Annotated in this window: 16 protein-coding genes; 10 read left to right on the top strand and 6 right to left on the bottom strand. The window is 63.7% G+C overall.

The genetic code is table 11. The annotated features are described in order from the left end of the window. The first annotated feature begins 64 nt into the window (after window positions 1-64). The 5 genes from H618_RS0112305 to pdeM all read left to right on the top strand — a co-directional run bounded on the left by H618_RS0112305 (window position 65) and on the right by pdeM (window position 7,202). Window positions 65-1,081, top strand: coding sequence for a ligase-associated DNA damage response exonuclease (locus H618_RS0112305; protein WP_028695364.1), 1,017 nt, complete (start codon window positions 65-67; stop codon window positions 1,079-1,081). Next, window positions 1,078-2,736, top strand: coding sequence for an ATP-dependent DNA ligase (locus H618_RS0112300; RefSeq protein ID WP_028695363.1), 1,659 nt, complete (start codon window positions 1,078-1,080; stop codon window positions 2,734-2,736). The genes H618_RS0112305 and H618_RS0112300 overlap by 4 nt, the downstream gene beginning before the upstream one ends. A gap of 119 nt (window positions 2,737-2,855) precedes the next feature. After that, window positions 2,856-3,971 (top strand): succinylglutamate desuccinylase/aspartoacylase family protein, encoded by a 1,116-nt coding sequence (locus H618_RS0112295; protein ID WP_028695362.1) that lies wholly within the window; start codon window positions 2,856-2,858, stop codon window positions 3,969-3,971. Window positions 3,972-4,038: 67 nt separating this feature from the next. After that, window positions 4,039-6,495 carry a ligase-associated DNA damage response DEXH box helicase gene (locus H618_RS0112290; RefSeq protein WP_028695361.1) on the top strand — a complete coding sequence of 819 codons (2,457 nt, stop codon included), beginning with the start codon at window positions 4,039-4,041 and terminating at the stop codon, window positions 6,493-6,495. Further along, window positions 6,492-7,202 (top strand): ligase-associated DNA damage response endonuclease PdeM, encoded by a 711-nt coding sequence (gene pdeM, locus H618_RS0112285; RefSeq protein ID WP_050577301.1) that lies wholly within the window; start codon window positions 6,492-6,494, stop codon window positions 7,200-7,202. Before H618_RS0112290 ends, pdeM begins: the two co-directional genes overlap by 4 nt. 18 nt (window positions 7,203-7,220) lie before the next feature. On the opposite strand, the gene H618_RS0112280 is transcribed toward pdeM, so the two are convergent. Together H618_RS0112280 and dcd are read right to left on the bottom strand one after the other, a co-directional pair. After that, window positions 7,221-7,457 (bottom strand): hypothetical protein, encoded by a 237-nt coding sequence (locus H618_RS0112280; protein WP_028695359.1) that lies wholly within the window; start codon window positions 7,455-7,457, stop codon window positions 7,221-7,223. 116 nt (window positions 7,458-7,573) lie between these two features. After that, window positions 7,574-8,140: a dCTP deaminase gene (dcd, locus tag H618_RS0112275; RefSeq protein ID WP_028695358.1), complete on the bottom strand. Its 567-nt coding sequence runs from the start codon at window positions 8,138-8,140 to the stop codon at window positions 7,574-7,576. A 323-nt stretch (window positions 8,141-8,463) separates the two neighbouring features. Here dcd and H618_RS0112270 point away from each other — a divergent pair, with 323 nt between their 5' ends. Beyond that, the gene (locus H618_RS0112270; RefSeq protein ID WP_028695357.1) at window positions 8,464-8,673 is read left to right on the top strand and encodes a cold-shock protein; all 210 of its coding nucleotides are present in this window, start codon (window positions 8,464-8,466) and stop codon (window positions 8,671-8,673) included. Window positions 8,674-8,783: 110 nt separating this feature from the next. Here H618_RS0112270 and apbC read toward each other — a convergent pair whose 3' ends face one another. Further along, window positions 8,784-9,878, bottom strand: a complete 1,095-nt coding sequence (gene apbC, locus H618_RS0112265; RefSeq protein WP_028695356.1) for an iron-sulfur cluster carrier protein ApbC — start codon at window positions 9,876-9,878, stop codon at window positions 8,784-8,786. Window positions 9,879-10,035: 157 nt separating this feature from the next. Here apbC and metG point away from each other — a divergent pair, with 157 nt between their 5' ends. From metG to H618_RS22940, 3 genes are all read left to right on the top strand, one after another. Further along, window positions 10,036-12,081, top strand: coding sequence for a methionine--tRNA ligase (gene metG / locus H618_RS0112260; protein WP_028695355.1), 2,046 nt, complete (start codon window positions 10,036-10,038; stop codon window positions 12,079-12,081). A 101-nt stretch (window positions 12,082-12,182) separates the two neighbouring features. Then, window positions 12,183-12,821, top strand: coding sequence for an endonuclease III (gene nth, locus H618_RS0112255; RefSeq protein WP_028695354.1), 639 nt, complete (start codon window positions 12,183-12,185; stop codon window positions 12,819-12,821). A 104-nt stretch (window positions 12,822-12,925) separates the two neighbouring features. Next, window positions 12,926-13,099, top strand: coding sequence for a PA3496 family putative envelope integrity protein (locus tag H618_RS22940; RefSeq protein ID WP_028695353.1), 174 nt, complete (start codon window positions 12,926-12,928; stop codon window positions 13,097-13,099). A gap of 35 nt (window positions 13,100-13,134) precedes the next feature. Here H618_RS22940 and H618_RS0112245 read toward each other — a convergent pair whose 3' ends face one another. After that, complete coding sequence (locus H618_RS0112245; protein WP_028695352.1) at window positions 13,135-13,758, bottom strand: response regulator transcription factor; 624 nt, start codon at window positions 13,756-13,758, stop codon at window positions 13,135-13,137. Window positions 13,759-14,041: 283 nt separating this feature from the next. Between H618_RS0112245 and H618_RS0112240 the strand changes: the two genes are divergently transcribed. Then, window positions 14,042-14,494, top strand: a complete 453-nt coding sequence (locus H618_RS0112240) for a hypothetical protein (protein ID WP_028695351.1) — start codon at window positions 14,042-14,044, stop codon at window positions 14,492-14,494. 58 nt (window positions 14,495-14,552) lie between these two features. Here the strand turns inward: H618_RS0112240 and H618_RS0112235 are convergent, their stop codons facing one another. Further along, window positions 14,553-15,770, bottom strand: coding sequence for an argininosuccinate synthase (locus tag H618_RS0112235; protein WP_028695350.1), 1,218 nt, complete (start codon window positions 15,768-15,770; stop codon window positions 14,553-14,555). A gap of 123 nt (window positions 15,771-15,893) precedes the next feature. After that, window positions 15,894-16,925: a flagellar protein MotY gene (locus H618_RS0112230; protein ID WP_028695349.1), complete on the bottom strand. Its 1,032-nt coding sequence runs from the start codon at window positions 16,923-16,925 to the stop codon at window positions 15,894-15,896. Between the last annotated feature and the right edge of the window lie 100 nt (window positions 16,926-17,025).

The following is a 17,025-nucleotide window of genomic DNA, read 5'->3' as shown; positions in this document are numbered from 1 at the left end:
TTCGGTCGAACTTCCAGCGCGGCGCGGCGCTCCCAACAGGAACTCCCTGCTCGGCGCCACCGCCATGGATCTTGTCATCGCTCGCCCCGAAGGCCTGTACTGCCCGCCAGGGACTTTCTACATCGACCCCTGGCGCCCAGTGGCACGGGCGGTCATCACCCACGGCCACGGCGACCATTCGCGCCCAGGCAACGGCCACTACCTCACCGCCGCACCCGGCGCTGGCGTGTTGCGCAGCCGCCTGGGGCAGGACATCAACCTGCAGACCCTGCCCTACGGCGAACGCCTGGTGCACCACGGTGTGACCCTCAGCCTGCACCCGGCCGGCCACGTGCTGGGCTCGGCCCAGGTGCGCCTGGAATATCAAGGCGAGGTGTGGGTAGCCTCGGGCGACTACAAGGTCGAACCCGACGGCACCTGCGCGCCCTTCGAGCCGGTGCGTTGCCACACCTTCATCACCGAATCGACCTTCGGCCTGCCGATCTACCGCTGGCCCAGCCAGGCCGAAATCTTCGCCCAGATCAACGACTGGTGGCGCGGCAACGTTGCGCAAGGCAAAGCCAGCGTGCTGTTCTGCTATGCCTTCGGCAAGGCCCAGCGCATCCTCCATGGCCTGGACCCCAGCATCGGCCCGATTCTCGTGCATGGCGCCGTGGAGCCGCTGAACCGGGTCTATCGCGAGGCCGGCATCGCCCTGCCCGACACTCACTACGCCGGCGACTTCGCGCGTAACGATCCGCTGTTGCGCCAGGCGCTGATCATGGCCCCGCCCTCGGCTGGCGGCAGCAGCTGGATGCGCCGTTTCGGTGACTACAGTGACGCCTTCGCCAGCGGCTGGATGCGCCTGCGCGGCACCCGCCGGCGGCGTGGCGTCGACCGCGGCTTTGTGCTCTCCGACCATGCCGACTGGCCAGGGCTGCTGTGGGCCATCGAGCAGACCGGCGCCGAGCGGGTGATGGTGACCCACGGCTCGGTCAACGTACTGGTGCGCTACCTGTGCGAGATCGGCCTGGATGCCCGCGGTTTCGTTACCGAATACGGCGATGAAGACGACAGCGCCAGCGCCGAGGGCCAGCCATGAAAGCCTTTGCCGAGCTGTACCTGCGCCTCGATGCCACCACCTCGAGCAACGCCAAGCTGCTCGCCCTGCGCGAATACTTCGCCCAGGCTCCAGCGCAGGACGCCGCCTGGGCGGTGTACTTTCTGGCTGGCGGTCGCCCGCGGCAACTGGTGCCGACGCGGGTGCTGCGCGAGCTGGCCACGCAGTTGTCGGGCCTGCCGGAATGGCTGTTCGAAGAAAGCTACCAGGCCGTGGGCGACATGGCCGAAACCATTTCCCTGCTGCTGCCGGAAAGCGAGCATGCCACCGACGAAGGCCTGGCTCACTGGGTCGAGCAGTACCTGTTGCCGCTACGTGGGCAGACTCCCGAGGCCCTGCACGAACGCCTGCCGCAGCTGTGGGCGCAGCTCGATCGCCCAAGCCTGATGCTGTGCCTGAAGCTGATCACTGGCAGCTTTCGCGTGGGCGTCTCGAAGCTGCTGGTGACCCGCGCCTTGGCGCAGTTGGCCGAGCTCGATGCGAAACGCGTGGCGCAGCGCCTGGTTGGCTATACCGACCTCAGCCACCGGCCCAGCGCCGCCAGCTACCTGAAGCTGATAGCCGCCGAGTCCGAGCAGGAACACCAGGAGCGCGGCGGCCAGCCCTACCCGTTCTTCCTCGCCCACGCCCTGCAAGCGCCGAGTGAGGAATTTCAGACCCTGATCGGCGCGCCCAGCCAGTGGCAGATCGAGTGGAAGTGGGACGGCATCCGCGCCCAGGTGGTCAAGCGCGATGGCCAGCTGTGGATCTGGTCGCGCGGCGAAGAACTGATCACCGAACGCTTTCCAGAGCTGCACAGCCTGACCGAAACCCTGCCGGACGGCGTGGTGCTGGACGGCGAGATTCTGGTGTGGAAGCCCGGAAACGGCGCTGATGACGTGGCCGTGCAACCCTTCGCCCTGCTGCAACAACGATTGGGCCGCAAGACCTTGGGCAAGAAGCTGCTGGCCGATGCGCCGGTGGTGCTGCAAGCCTACGACCTGCTCGAATGGCAGGGCGAAGACTGGCGCAGCCGCCCGCAGCATGAACGGCGCAGGCAGCTCGAACAGCTCACCGAGCAGTATCCGCTGGCGCCCGTGCTGCTCTCGCCGCTGTTGCACGGCCAGGACTGGGCCGACCTCGAACGCCAGCGCGAAGCCTCGCGCAGCCTTGGGGTCGAGGGCATGATGCTCAAGCACCGTGAGGCGCTGTACGGCGTCGGGCGCACCAAGGACATGGGCGTGTGGTGGAAATGGAAGGTCGATCCGTTCAGCGTCGATGCGGTGCTGATCTATGCCCAGCGCGGGCATGGTCGTCGCGCCAGTCTGTACAGCGATTACACCTTCGCGGTGTGGGATGGCCCACCGGGTACTGCGCAGCGCACCCTGGTGCCGTTCGCCAAGGCCTACTCGGGCCTGAGCGATGAAGAAATGCGCAAGGTCGACGCCATCGTGCGCAAGACCACCGTGGAGACCTTCGGCCCGGTGCGCAGCGTCACCCCGACCTTGGTCTTCGAACTGGGTTTCGAGGGCATCGCCCTGTCCAAACGGCACAAGAGCGGCATCGCCGTGCGCTTCCCGCGTATGCTGCGCTGGCGCCAGGACAAGACCGTCGAGCAGGCTGACGACCTGGCCATTCTGCAAGGTCTGCTCGGCTGAAGGCCCACGCCTGAGCTGCTGGTGATGCACAACAGCGCAGCGCTTGCGGCCATCCTGTGCTTTCATTCACGGCTCAGCGCCCGCTCCCGTCCACCACTCGAGTCGCCCCAGGATCGTCCATGCACCACGCTTCCCACGAACTGCTCTGCTCCGTGCCTGGCGTCAGCCGCCATCTGCACAGCTTCCACTTTGGCCCGCGCGGCACCAGCAAGACCTACATCCAGGCCTCGCTGCATGCCGACGAACTGCCAGGCATGCTCGTGGCCTGGCACCTCAAGCAGCGCCTGCAAAGCCTGGAAAGTGCCGGCCGCCTGTGCGGCGAGGTGGTACTGGTGCCGGTGGCCAATCCCATCGGCCTGGAACAAGTGCTGCTCGACGCGCCGTTCGGGCGCTTCGAGCTGCATAGCGGAGAGAACTTCAATCGTCGCTTCATCGACCTGGCAGACAGCGTCGGCGATGCCATCGAGGGGCAACTGAGCCAGGACGCTCAGGCCAATGCGACGCTGATACGCCAGCAACTGTGCCAGGCGCTGGCCGATCATCAGCCGCAGACGCCCTTGCAATCACTGCGCCTGACCCTGCAACGGCTGGCCTGTGACGCTGAACTGGTGCTCGATCTGCACTGTGATTTCCAGGCCGTCGAGCACCTCTACACCACCCCAGATGCCTGGCCGCAGATCGAACCGCTGGCGCGCTACCTGGGTGCGCAGGCCAGCTTGCTTGCCACCGACTCGGGCGGGCAATCGTTCGATGAGTGTTTCAGCCTGGTCTGGTGGCAACTGCAACAGCGCTTCGGCACGCGTTTTCCGATTCCCCTGGGCACGTTGTCGGTGACCCTCGAGCTGCGCGGTCAGGCCGATGTCAGCCATGCCCTGGCGCAACAGGACTGCCAGGCGATTCTCGATTACCTGACCCTGCGCGGAGTGATTGCCGGTGACGCCCCAGCCTTGCCTGCGTTGCCCCGTGCAGCGACGCCACTGGCCGCGGTGCAAGCGCTGACAGCCACCCGCGGCGGGCTGTTGGTGTACCACGCCCAGCCTGGCCAATGGCTCGAGTCGGGGGCACTGGTGGCCGAGATCATCGACCCGCTGACCGATCAGGTCAGCAGCGTGTACAGCAGTCATGCCGGACTGCTGTACGCACGCAGCGTGCGGCGCATGGCCACAGCAGGCATGGTCATCGCCCACATCGCAGGCGAGCAGGTGTGTCGCAGCGGTTATCTGCTGGGCAACTGAGCTCGGTAAAACCAACCGGGTCAGCGCGCGGTCTGTAGCAACATAGCCCGCCTGGACGCCGCCGCGCATGCCACCACCCGCTGACCTCGCCACTTCCTGGTTCGCCACCCGTGGCTGGAAGCCGTTCGCCTTCCAGCGCAGCGTATGGGCCGCGGTGGGACGCGGTGAGTCCGGCCTGTTGCATGCCAGTACCGGCGCCGGCAAGACCTACGCGGTGTGGCTGGGAGCTCTGCGCGCCTTCGCCAGCACTGCCGCTGGCACGCCCCGCCAGGCGGCGCCGTTGCAGGTGCTGTGGATCACCCCCATGCGCGCGCTGGCAGCAGACACTGCACGCGCCTTGCAGGCGCCGCTCGACGACCTGCAACTGCACTGGAGCGTCGGCGTGCGCAGCGGCGATACCCGCAGCGCCGAACGCGCGCGCCAGGCCCGGCGCCTGCCCAGCGTGCTGATCACCACCCCGGAAAGCCTGACGCTGCTGCTGACCCGTGCCCAGGCCGAAACGGACTTCGCCAGCCTGCGCATGGTGGTGGTGGATGAGTGGCACGAGTTGCTCGGCAACAAACGCGGGGTGCAGCTGCAACTGGCTCTGGCCCGCTTGCGCCGCTGGCATCCGCAACTGCGCGTGTGGGGCCTGTCGGCGACGCTGGGCAATCTCGATCATGCGCTGCAGGTGTTGCTGCCCAACGGCGGCCAATTGGTTCAGGGCAAACAGGACAAACGCCTGGACGTCGACACTTTGCTGCCACCAGACATCGAACGCTTCCCCTGGGCCGGGCACATGGGCCTGAAGTTGCTCAAGGCGGTCAGCGAGCAGATCGATGCCAGCAGCAGTTGCCTGGTGTTCACCAATACCCGTGCCCAGGCCGAGCTGTGGTATCAGGCCCTGCTCGATGCGCGGCCAGACTGGGCCGGGCTGATTGCCCTGCACCATGCATCATTGGCGCGTGACACCCGCGACTGGGTCGAACGCAGCCTCAAGGAAGGCACCTTGAAGGCCGTGGTGTGCACCTCCAGCCTGGATCTGGGGGTGGATTTTCTGCCGGTCGAACGGGTGCTGCAGATCGGCTCGAGCAAGGGCATCGCGCGCCTGGTGCAACGTGCCGGGCGTTCCGGGCACGCTCCAGGGCGGCCGTCCCGCATCACCCTGGTGCCGACCCATAGCCTTGAACTGGTGGAAGCAGCGGCCGCTCGCGAGGCGCTGGCGGCCGGTCATCTCGAGGGCCGCCAGTCGCCACGGCTGTGCATGGATGTGCTGGTTCAGCACCTGGTCAGCATGGCCTTGGGCAGTGGTTTTCGCGCCGACGAACTGCTTGCCGAGGTGCGCAGTACCTGGGCCTTCCACGACCTGCGCGACAGCCAGTGGCAGTGGGCGCTGGACTTCGTCTGCCACGGCGGTGACTCGCTCAGCGCCTACCCCGACTACCAACGGGTCGAACGGCATGCCGATGGCGTCTGGCGGGTCGCCAGCGAGCGCCTGGCGCGGCGCCATCGGATGGGCATCGGCACCATCGTCAGCGACGCCAGCCTGCAACTCAAATACTGGAGCAAGGGCGGCGGCGGCAAGCACCTGGGCAGCGTCGAGGAATCGTTCATCTCGCGACTGCGCCCGGGCGACACCCTGGTGTTCGGCGGCCGTGTGCTGGAACTGGTGCGGGTCGAGAACATGACCGCCTACGTGCGCCGCAGCACTGCGCGCAAGGCGGCAGTGGCGCGCTGGAGCGGCGGACGCATGCCGCTGTCGAGCGAGCTGGCCCAGGCCCTGGTGGCCCAGCTCGACGGCGCCGCTCACGGCCGTTTCGCCAGCCCGGAACTGCGTGCGGTGCGCCCACTGCTCGAACTGCAGGCGCGCTGGTCGGCACTGCCAACGCTCGGCACCTTGCTTGCCGAAACCTTGCACACCCGGCAAGGCTGGCATCTGTTCCTCTACCCTTTCGCCGGGCGCATGGCCAATCTGGGCCTGGCCAATCTCATCGCCTGGCGCGTCAGCCGCGCGCAGCCGCTGTCGATCTCGATCGCCGTCAGCGACTACGGCTTCGAGTTGCTCAGTCCAAGCCCGGTGGACTGGGCGGCGTATCTGCCCGAAGCGCTGTCGACCGAGCATCTGCTGGAGGACGTGACCGCGAGCCTGAATGCCGGCGAGATGGCCCTGCGCCGCTTCCGCGAGATCGCGCAGATCGCCGGCCTGGTGTTCGGCGGCTACCCGGCGGCGCAGAAAAGTACGCGGCAGATTCAGGCCTCCAGTGGGCTGTTCTACGAAGTGTTCCGCAAGCACGATGCCGACAACCTGCTGCTGGGCCAGGCGCGTGACGAGGTGTTGCGCGAGGAGCTTGAAATCGAACGCCTGCATGAACAGTTGCAACGCATCGGCGGCCTGGCCCTCGACCTGCGTGAACTGCCCCGCCCTGGGCCACTGGCCTTTGCCTTGCTGGTCGAAGGCCTGCGTGACACCCTCAGCAGCGAAAAACTGGCTGACCGTATCGCCCGAATGGTCGCCGATCTGGAGAAAGCCGCCGAGCGCCGATGACCAGCCCTACCCTGCCCCCTGCCAACCCGCCGCACGCATCCTGCCCTGCCACCGACTACCTGGCCATCGAACACAGCGGTGAAACGCTTTGGCTGCTGCCTGACAAAGCCATCTACTGGCCCGCCCAGCGCGCGCTGCTGGTCGCCGATGTGCATATCGGCAAGGCCGCGAGCTACCGTGCCCTGCACCAGCCGGTGCCACGCGGCACGACCCAGGCGACCCTCGACAGGCTGCAGGTGCTGGTGAATCGGCATGCCTGCGAGCGGTTGATCGTACTGGGTGATTTCCTCCACGCCCGCAGCGCCCGCGCGCCCGCAACCCTGGCCCGTCTTCAGGGTTGGCGTGAAGCCAATCCACACTTGGCAATGACGTTGGTGCGCGGCAACCACGACCACAACGCCGGCGACCCGCCGGCATCGTTGAATATGGAAGTGGTGGATGAACCGTTGATGCTCGGTCCGTTCGCCTTGCAGCATGAACCGCATGCGCATGCCGAGCGGCCCGTGCTGGCCGGGCACGTGCACCCAGCCTTCGTGCTGCGCGGACGGGGCCGGCAGCGGCTGCGCCTGCCGTGCTTCGTGATCGAGCCTGGCGTCAGCCTGCTACCGGCCTTCGGCGAATTTACCGGCGGCTGGACCATCGACCCGCAACCCGGCGCACGTATTTTCGTTGCGGGCGCCGAGCGGGTCTGGACGGTGCAGGGCTAATCAGGCAGTCGGCGCTAATCAGGCCACGGGGGCGGGAGGCGGCTCATCGGGCAGGGTAGGTTCGCCTGGCACATCGGGGATGTCACCCGGTTCGCCCGGCTGTGGCGTGTCGGGGCCAGGCTGGTGCGGCACGCCGCCGAGGTAATGGGGCAAGGGAGGGACAGGTGGGTGGGCCAGCAGTGACCAGGCGGGCACGCCGACGTGGTTGGGCTGGAGGACAGCCAGCTTGGCACTGACAGCAGCATTGAGCTTCATAGGCTTCTCCTGACGAAACTGGCCGCTGCCGTTTGAACGAGTGCGATCGAACGGCAGCGGCCTCGACTGATACGTTGGAGTGCCGATCAGGGAAACAATTCCCTTGGCTGCCGATCTCAGGTGCGCGGCAGGGTCACACCGCGCTGGCCCTGGTACTTGCCGCCACGGTCCTTGTAAGACACTTCACATTCTTCGTCGGATTCGAGGAAGAGCATTTGCGCCACGCCTTCATTGGCGTAGATCTTCGCCGGCAAGGTCGTGGTGTTGGAGAATTCCAGAGTCACATGCCCTTCCCACTCTGGCTCCAGCGGCGTGACATTGACGATGATGCCGCAACGGGCGTAAGTGCTCTTGCCCAGGCAGATGGTCAGCACGTTACGCGGAATGCGGAAATACTCGACAGTACGGGCCAGGGCGAAGGAGTTCGGCGGGATGATGCAGACATCGCTCTTGATGTCGACGAAGCTGCCAGCATCGAAGTTCTTCGGATCGACGGTAGCCGAGTTGATGTTGGTGAAGACCTTGAATTCATCAGCGCAGCGCACGTCGTAGCCGTAGCTGGAAACGCCGAAGGAAATGACCCGGCTATCGGCCTCGCCGCGCATCTGGCGCTCGACGAACGGTTCGATCATGCCGTGTTCCTGCGCCATGCGGCGAATCCACTTGTCCGATTTGATGCTCATGGCGGGGGTGTCCTGAGAGTGCGAAGGAAAATCTGACGCGCATCTTACCGGTCCTTGCCTGCGGGTTAAAGTTCTGCGCCGCATCCCGCGCCATATGTGGGCTGGCCGTCTGTCGCAGTGAATGACAGCAATCCGCATTCAGACCATTGGCAGGTCGCGGAAAGTGGGTTAAGGTGTCGCCACTGTGCTGCACGTGACACCGAGAATCTCTAGTTTGATGCACGATACCAATCTGCTCATCGCTGAATTTTCCTACTCTTTGCACTCAGTCCGGCCGGGGCGTTTCCTGTGCCGAAATCAACTTTGTCCAAGGAGACAGACACATGTCCAACCGTCAATCCGGTACTGTTAAGTGGTTCAACGATGAGAAAGGCTACGGCTTCATCACCCCGCAATCGGGCGATGACCTGTTCGTGCACTTCAAAGCCATCCAATCTGACGGCTTCAAAAGCCTGAAAGAAGGCCAGGCTGTTACTTTCGTCGCTACCCGCGGCCAGAAAGGCATGCAGGCTGAAGAAGTTCAAGCGGTCTAAGCCGTTTAGCTTCATCGCTTCGAAAACCCCGCCTCTCGGCGGGTTTTTTTATGTGCATCCGAAAGCCTAGTCGCGGCCGAGCGAGGCGTGCTGCCTCGCCCCGCGCTAGGTCAGTCTTCGCTGATGCTGATGGTGGGCATGGCCGGAGCCGCAGCGGCCTGAAGCACGATGCGCGCGCCCACCTGCCGAGCCAACTCCTGATACACCATGGCGATCTGGCTGTCGGGTTCGGCGATCGCGGTCGGTTTGCCGTTGTCAGCCTGCTCGCGAATCAGCATCGACAGCGGCAATGAGGCGAGCAGGTCGACCCCGTACTGACTGGCCAGTTTCTCACCACCGCCCTCCCCGAACAGGTGCTCGGCATGGCCGCAGTTCGAGCAGATGTGTACCGCCATGTTCTCCACAACGCCGAGCACCGGAATGTTCACCTTGCGGAACATCTCGACACCCTTGCGTGCGTCGAGCAAGGCCAGGTCCTGCGGCGTGGTGACGATGACCGAGCCTGCCACCGGCACTTTCTGCGCCAGGGTCAGCTGGATATCGCCAGTACCCGGCGGCATGTCGATGACCAGGTAATCGAGGTTGTCCCAGGCCGTTTGCGTGACCAGTTGCAACAGCGCACCGGAGACCATCGGCCCACGCCACACCATCGGCGTGTTCTCGTCGGTGAGAAACGCCATCGACATGACCTCGACCCCATGGGCCTTGATCGGCACGAACCACTTCTGCTCGCGAATCTGTGGCCGGGTACCCTCGGCGATGCCGAACATCACGCCCTGGCTGGGGCCATGGATGTCGGCATCGAGAATCCCCACGCGAGCCCCTTCACGGGCCAGGGCCAGGGCCAGGTTGGCAGCGGTGGTGGATTTACCCACACCACCTTTGCCCGACGCGACAGCAATGATGTTCTTGACGTTGCTCATGCCCGGCACTTGCGCCTGCGCCTTGTGCGCGACGATCTGCCAGTCGACCTCGACCTGCGCCTGGCCCACCCCTTCGAGGTTTTCCACGGCACTGGCCAGCACTTGCGCCCAGCCCTTGCTGAACAGTGCGGCCGCATAGCCCAGGCGCAGGTGCACGCGAACCTGATCTGCCTGGATGTCGATGGCCTGCACACACCCGGCGCTAACCGGGTCCTGGTTCAGGTAAGGGTCGGTGTATTGGCGCAGCACGCCTTCTACGGCGGCACGTGTGACGGCACTCATGGAGGCTCCCGTTGCAAGACAGTCAATGGATCAGGCGCCTATGCTAACCCGTCAATCGTCAGCAGATGTGCACGCGGGGTGAAATATATTCCTCAGGCCTTTATAGTGGCCGATCAACTTTTTCTTCACCCGATGCCCTATAAGTAGCCGAGCCACCATGTCCGAGCCCCGTCAGATTCTCGTAACCAGCGCCCTGCCCTATGCCAACGGTTCCATTCACCTTGGCCATATGCTCGAGTACATCCAGACGGACATGTGGGTGCGCTTTCAGAAGATGCGTGGCAACCAGTGCATTTATGTCTGCGCCGACGATGCCCATGGCTCGGCGATCATGCTGCGCGCGGAAAAGGAAGGCATCACCCCAGAGCAACTGATCGCCAATGTCCAGGCCGAACACAGCGGCGACTTCGCCGACTTCCTGGTGGACTTCGATAACTTCCACTCCACCCACAGCGAAGAGAACCGTGAACTTTCCGCGCTGATCTACTCACGCCTGAAACAGGCCGGGCACATTTCCACGCGCTCGGTGACGCAGTATTTCGACCCGGAAAAAGGCATGTTCCTGGCCGACCGCTTCATCAAGGGCACCTGCCCGAAGTGCGCTGCCCAGGACCAATACGGCGACAACTGCGAGAAGTGCGGCGCCACCTACGCGCCCACCGAGCTGAAAGACCCAAGATCGGCCATTTCCGGCGCCATTCCACAGCTGCGTGACTCCCAGCACTTCTTCTTCAAGCTGCCTGACTTCCAGGCCATGCTCGAACAGTGGACCCGCAGCGGTACGCTGCAGGATGCGGTCGCCAACAAGCTGGCCGAGTGGCTCGATGCCGGCCTGCAGGAGTGGGACATCTCCCGCGATGCGCCTTACTTCGGTTTCGAAATTCCGGGCGAGCCGGGCAAGTATTTCTATGTCTGGCTGGACGCGCCCATCGGTTACATGGCGAGCTTCAAGAACCTCTGCGCGCGTCGTCCCGAACTGGACTTCGATGCGTTCTGGAACGCGAACTCCACCGCCGAGCTGTATCACTTCATCGGCAAGGACATCGTCAACTTCCACGCGCTGTTCTGGCCGGCGATGCTCGAAGGTGCCGGCCTGCGCAAGCCGACGGCGGTCAACGTGCACGGCTACCTGACGGTAAACGGCGCGAAGATGTCGAAGTCGCGCGGCACGTTCATCAAGGCGCGCACCTACCTGGATCACCTGGCGCCGGAGTACCTGCGCTACTACTACGCTGCCAAACTGGGCCGTGGTGTGGATGACCTTGATTTGAACCTCGAAGACTTCGTGCAGAAGGTCAACTCCGACCTGGTGGGCAAGGTGGTCAATATCGCCAGCCGCTGTGCCGGTTTCATTCACAAGGGCAATGCTGGCGTGCTGGTATCTGGCGACGCCGCCCCGGAGCTGACCGAAGCCTTCCGCAACGCGGCACCGGCGATCACCGATGCCTATGAAAACCGCGACTTCGCCAAGGCCATGCGGGAAATCATGGCCCTGGCCGACCGTGCCAATGCCTGGATCGCCGACAAGGCACCGTGGTCTCTGGCCAAGCAGGAAGGCAAGCAGGATGAAGTACAGGCGATCTGCGCCCAGGGCATCAACCTGTTCCGCCAACTGGTGATTTTCCTCAAGCCCGTGCTGCCGCTGCTCGCCGCCGATGCCGAAGCGTTCCTCAACGTCGCCCCGCTGCGCTGGGAAGACAGTGCCACGCGCCTGGAAAACCATACCCTCAATGCCTTCAAGCCACTCATGAGCCGTATCGAGCCAGGCAAGGTGGACGCGATGATCGCTGCCAGCAAGCAAGACCTGGCCGCCACCCAGAGCGAAGCGCAAGCGCCAGCGGGCAATGGTGAGCTGACCAAGGAACCGCTGGCCGCCGAGATCGAATTCGACACCTTTGCGGCAGTCGATTTGCGGGTCGCGCTGATCGTCAAGGCCGAGGCCGTGGAGGGTGCGGACAAACTGCTGCGCCTGACGCTCGATATCGGTGACGAGCAGCGCAACGTGTTCTCCGGCATCAAGTCGGCCTACCCGGATCCAGCGCAACTCGAAGGCCGGCTCACCATGATGGTCGCCAACCTCAAGCCGCGCAAAATGCGCTTCGGCGTTTCCGAAGGGATGGTCATGGCAGCCGGCCCTGGCGGTGAAGAGATCTACCTGCTGAGCCCGGACAGCGGCGCCAAGCCCGGCCAGCGAATCAAGTAACCGATCCACACCTGCAGCGGTTCGCCAGCCCGTGCCCGAATCGCTGTAGCGTGCCGCCGGTCTGCCAGTCGTACGCTCGTCGCCCTGGAAACACTTGAATCATGAATGCTGCCAAACGCCTGGAAATCTTTCGCAGGTTGCACGAAGACAACCCCGACCCTAAAACCGAACTGGCCTATACCACGCCCTTCGAGCTGTTGATTGCAGTGATTCTGTCGGCGCAAGCCACAGACGTAGGTGTCAACAAGGCCACCGCTCGCCTTTACCCGGTGGCCAACACGCCTGAGGCCATCTACGCCCTGGGCGTGGAAGGCTTGAGCAACTACATCAAGACCATCGGCCTCTACAACAGCAAGGCCAAGAATGTCGTCGAGACCTGCCGCCTGCTGGTCGAACAGCACGCCAGCCAGGTGCCGAGCACTCGCGAGGCGCTGGAGGCATTGCCAGGGGTTGGCCGCAAGACGGCGAACGTGGTGCTCAATACCGCATTCCGTCAGCCGGCCATGGCGGTCGATACGCATATTTTTCGGGTCAGCAACCGCACAGGAATCGCCCCAGGCAAGACGGTGCTGGAGGTTGAAAAAAAACTGGTCAGGTTCGTGCCGAAGAACTATCTACTCGATGCCCATCACTGGCTGATACTGCATGGCCGCTATGTCTGCCAGGCCCGCAAGCCGCGCTGCGGCAGTTGCCGAATCGAAGATCTGTGCGAGTACAAAGCCAAGACCTCGGACGATTGAAGCAATAGCATTTGCGCGCCGTTGTGATTGAAAAAATCTTTTTTACCGGCTTGCTGATTCTCGCTATAAGGACGGCCAGAGGCCCTTATGGCGCGGAGTGATAGATGAGCACCGATAAAGACGACACGCTACTCGATGATGATTTCACCTCCGACGACGACACACCCGTCGCCGTCGAACCTGCCAAGACCAACTTGAGCAAACGCCGCACTATCGACAATCTGCTCGAAGAGAGGCGACTGCAACGTCAACTGGCAGATTTCGACTACGACCTGTGAGCCTGGCACACCAGAGACGTGCGCTGCATATGCGCTCAGACGATGCTGTTGCGCTGTGCCAGCTCGATGAGGTCGACGAGTGAGCGTGCATTGAGCTTGAACAACAAGCGGCTCTTGTAAGTGCTCACCGTTTTATTGCTGAGAAACATGCTGTCGGCGATTTCCTTGTTCGAGCGCCCCTTGGCCAGTTGTTGCAAGACCATCATTTCCCGGCTGGACAGCCGTTCGACCATCTCCGATTCGGACGTTCCGCCCGTATTACGCGATGCGTGCATGGCCTGATTGGGGAAATAGCTATAGCCCGAGAGCACGGCCTTGATGGCGCTGAGCAGTTCGGTGAGCTCCTGTTGTTTGCAGACATATCCCGCTGCACCGGCCTGCATGCAGCGCATGGAGAAGTGGCCGGGCGACTGCGAGGTCAGAACCAGCACCTTGCTGTCAGGGCTGAGGGTGTTCATGCGTGCGACAACCTCGAGACCATCGAGCTTGGGGATGCCGATATCGAGGATGACGATGTCCGGGAGCAGATCACGCGTAAGCTGCAGTGCGTCAACGCCATTGTCGGTTTCTGCCACGACGTCGTAGCCATGCCGCTCCATCAGCATGCGTACCGCCAGACGAATGACGGGATGATCATCCACGATCAGTACTTTGTTCATGCGATATCCATTGACTCGTTATTGTGGTTGCAAGCGCACTAAACGAGGAGACTAACCTGTACCTGACGAGAAATCCGGCCATGCATGGCTACTAGGATCACACCTACTCCAACTAGGGAAAGTTCCTACATATTGTTCACCTTGCGAACGCCCGACGCCGATCCTGCGTCGTTGCCGCCGCCATCGCACGCCCGTGCTGATGGCCCCGCCAGGGAAAGTCGGCACGCTATACCCGAGCGCCCTCATGGCGTACATAGGCACGACCACCTGCCGATCGCCTGCCATGAACAAGTCCGAGTCCATCAGCCCGCTAAGCATCATCGCCATCTTCGCCGGCATCATCGAAGCGTCCGCGCTAGCCTCGTTACCCTTTCTCAGCCGCGAGAGCCAGTACATCTACACATGGTTTCTGGTAGCGTTTCCTTTCTTCCTCACGGTGTTGTTCTTTCTGACGCTGAACTTCAACTACCGCTCGCTGTGGCGGCCCTCAGGCTGGATGAGCGCGAGTGACGCCGCCGCAGAGCGCAGCGATGCCAGCGACGCGGCAGCCAGCGCACCGAAGCCGCTGATGACCCTGGCGCTGTCGGGCCCAGACACAGCGCAGGAAATCGAGAATCGGGTCGTGCAGGCCCTCGGCAAGCCGCTCCAGCAACCACAGACCTGGCTGTTCTACGACCTGGACAAACGCCTGCAGATATCGCTCACCATCACCCCGGGCGCCGACCCGCCCTCCTGACCTGCAGGCAAAAAAAAACCCAGTCAGCGACTGGGTTTTCAGATACCACGCAGTGCGATCAGAGCAGCGAGCGGCCCTTGTTCGCGGCAATGCGCATGCGCAGCGCATTGAGCTTGATGAAGCCTGCGGCGTCGGCCTGGTTGTAGGCGCCGCCGTCTTCTTCGAAGGTCGCGATGTTGGCATCGAACAGCGAGTCGTCGGACTTGCGGCCGACGACGGTCACGTTGCCCTTGTACAGCTTGAGCCGCACCACACCGTTCACGTTGACCTGCGAGGCGTCGATCATCTGCTGCAGCATCACGCGCTCCGGGCTCCACCAGTAGCCGGTGTAGATCAGGCTGGCGTACTTGGGCATCAGCTCGTCCTTGAGGTGTGCCACTTCACGGTCGAGGGTGATCGACTCGATGGCGCGGTGCGCGCGCAGCATGATGGTGCCGCCAGGGGTCTCGTAGCAGCCGCGCGACTTCATGCCGACGTAGCGGTTCTCGACGATGTCCAGGCGGCCGATGCCGTTGGCACCGCCGATGCTGTTCAGCTCGGCCAGTACGGTGGCAGGGCTCTTCTCGACGCCGTCAATGGCCACGATGTCGCCGTTGCGGTAGGTCAGCTCGATATAGGTGGCCTGGTCCGGTGCATTCTCAGGCGAGACGCTCCAGCGCCACATGTCTTCTTCGTGCTCGGTCCAGGTGTCTTCCAGGACGCCGCCCTCGTAAGAGATGTGCAGCAGGTTGGCATCCATCGAGTACGGCGATTTCTTCTTGCCGTGACGTTCGATCGGGATGGCGTGCTTCTCGGCGTAGTCCATCAGCTTCTCGCGCGACAGCAGGTCCCACTCACGCCATGGCGCGATGACCTTGACGCCGGGCTTGAGCGCATAGGCACCCAGCTCGAAACGCACCTGATCGTTGCCTTTGCCGGTAGCACCATGGGAAATGGCGTCTGCGCCGGTTTCGTTGGCGATTTCGATCAGGCGCTTGGCGATCAGCGGACGGGCGATGGAAGTACCCAGCAGGTACTCGCCTTCATAGACGGTGTTGGCGCGGAACATCGGGAAGACGAAATCGCGGACGAATTCTTCGCGCAGATCGTCGATGTAGATTTCCTTGACGCCCATCGCCTGGGCCTTGGCGCGAGCCGGCTCGACCTCTTCGCCCTGGCCGAGGTCAGCGGTGAAGGTCACCACTTCGCAGTTGTAGGTGTCTTGCAGCCACTTGAGAATCACCGAAGTATCAAGGCCGCCGGAATACGCCAGTACGACCTTATTTACGTCCGCCATGCCATCACTCCACGGGGTTGTACGGAAAGCGGTCGATTCTACCGGCCTTGCGCACAGATTTACAGGGGCGCGACAGCTTGTGATGACAAAGCGACAGTGCCTCCGGCAAGCCCGCTATCTGGCTCAGCTGCGACCAGGCGCTGCCGTTGCCGGACCGGCAGCAGGAGCCGCAGGCGCGGCGCTCGGCGTAGTGGCCGCCGGGGCGGCGCCCGCGCCTGGCGTGACGGCAGGGCTGGCCGCAGGCGGTGCGGCATCGACGGGATGCTCGGCTGCCGGCGCTTTGTCCTGCGCTTTGGGCGCGACCGGCAGCCGCTCGAGCTGGATGCTGACCCGCCGGTTGCGCGCGCGGTTGGCGGCACTGTTGTTCTTCGCCACGGGGTAACGTTCGCCGTGGAAGCGCACGATGATCTGCTCCATCGGCACGCCATGACTGACCAGGTAGTCGGCCACCGCCAAGGCGCGACGGCGGGACATCTCGCGGTTGCTCAAGCGATTGCCGCTGTTGTCGGAGTGGCCGTCCAGTTCGATGTGGTTGACCGATGGATCGGCCTTCAGGTAATCGAGGATGACATCCAGGCGCGCCCGCGCCGCGCTGTCCAGTTCTGCCTCGGTGCCGGGGAACACCACCTGCGTCTGCCGCACCTGGTCATAGTTCATCGGCAGCAGCTTGCCGGCGCAGGCCAGGTAATCGTCGAAGGCCTTGGCAAAGCTCACCGGCAGCACCCGTACTTCGATGCCCCGCCCCGCTTCACCGCCGGCCTTGCGCAGCACGGCACTGCGGCCGTCGAGCAAACCGCTGATCAGGCGACTGGCCTGAGCCTGGGTCGATGTGAACAGCACACCACTGCTGCCCAGGCGCACGCTGCCAAGGTTGATGTCACCGCGACCTGGCTGCCACGGCGCAGCCGCCGCGAACAGGCTGGCCGAACCAGCGCCGAGCAAGTGGCTTTCCGAGCGCAGACGGAAGGTCGGCTGCTCGCCGGCGCGGCGCAGGAACTCGCCGCTGCCGAAGCCTTCGATCGGCTGTGACAGACGGCATTCGAATCGATCACCCTCGACCTTCCAGGCAGCGTTCTCCATCCGGCTTTGCAAAGTCATCGCTGCAGACGGAAGGCTGACGAACAGGGTCAGGACGATCAGGTAACGCTGGCGCACGGGCGGCTCCATGAATCATTGCGGCATACCTGCAGGCTATCGGGCGGAGCTGGGAAAACTTGATAGTGGCGCGCACATGGCCGGTGCTGGCGCCTCGGCG

Source organism: Pseudomonas cremoricolorata DSM 17059 = NBRC 16634 (genome assembly GCF_000425745.1).
GTDB lineage: Bacteria > Pseudomonadota > Gammaproteobacteria > Pseudomonadales > Pseudomonadaceae > Aquipseudomonas > Aquipseudomonas cremoricolorata.
Note: the sequence above shows the minus strand (reverse complement) of the source record. Positions and strands in the feature narration are given on the sequence as shown.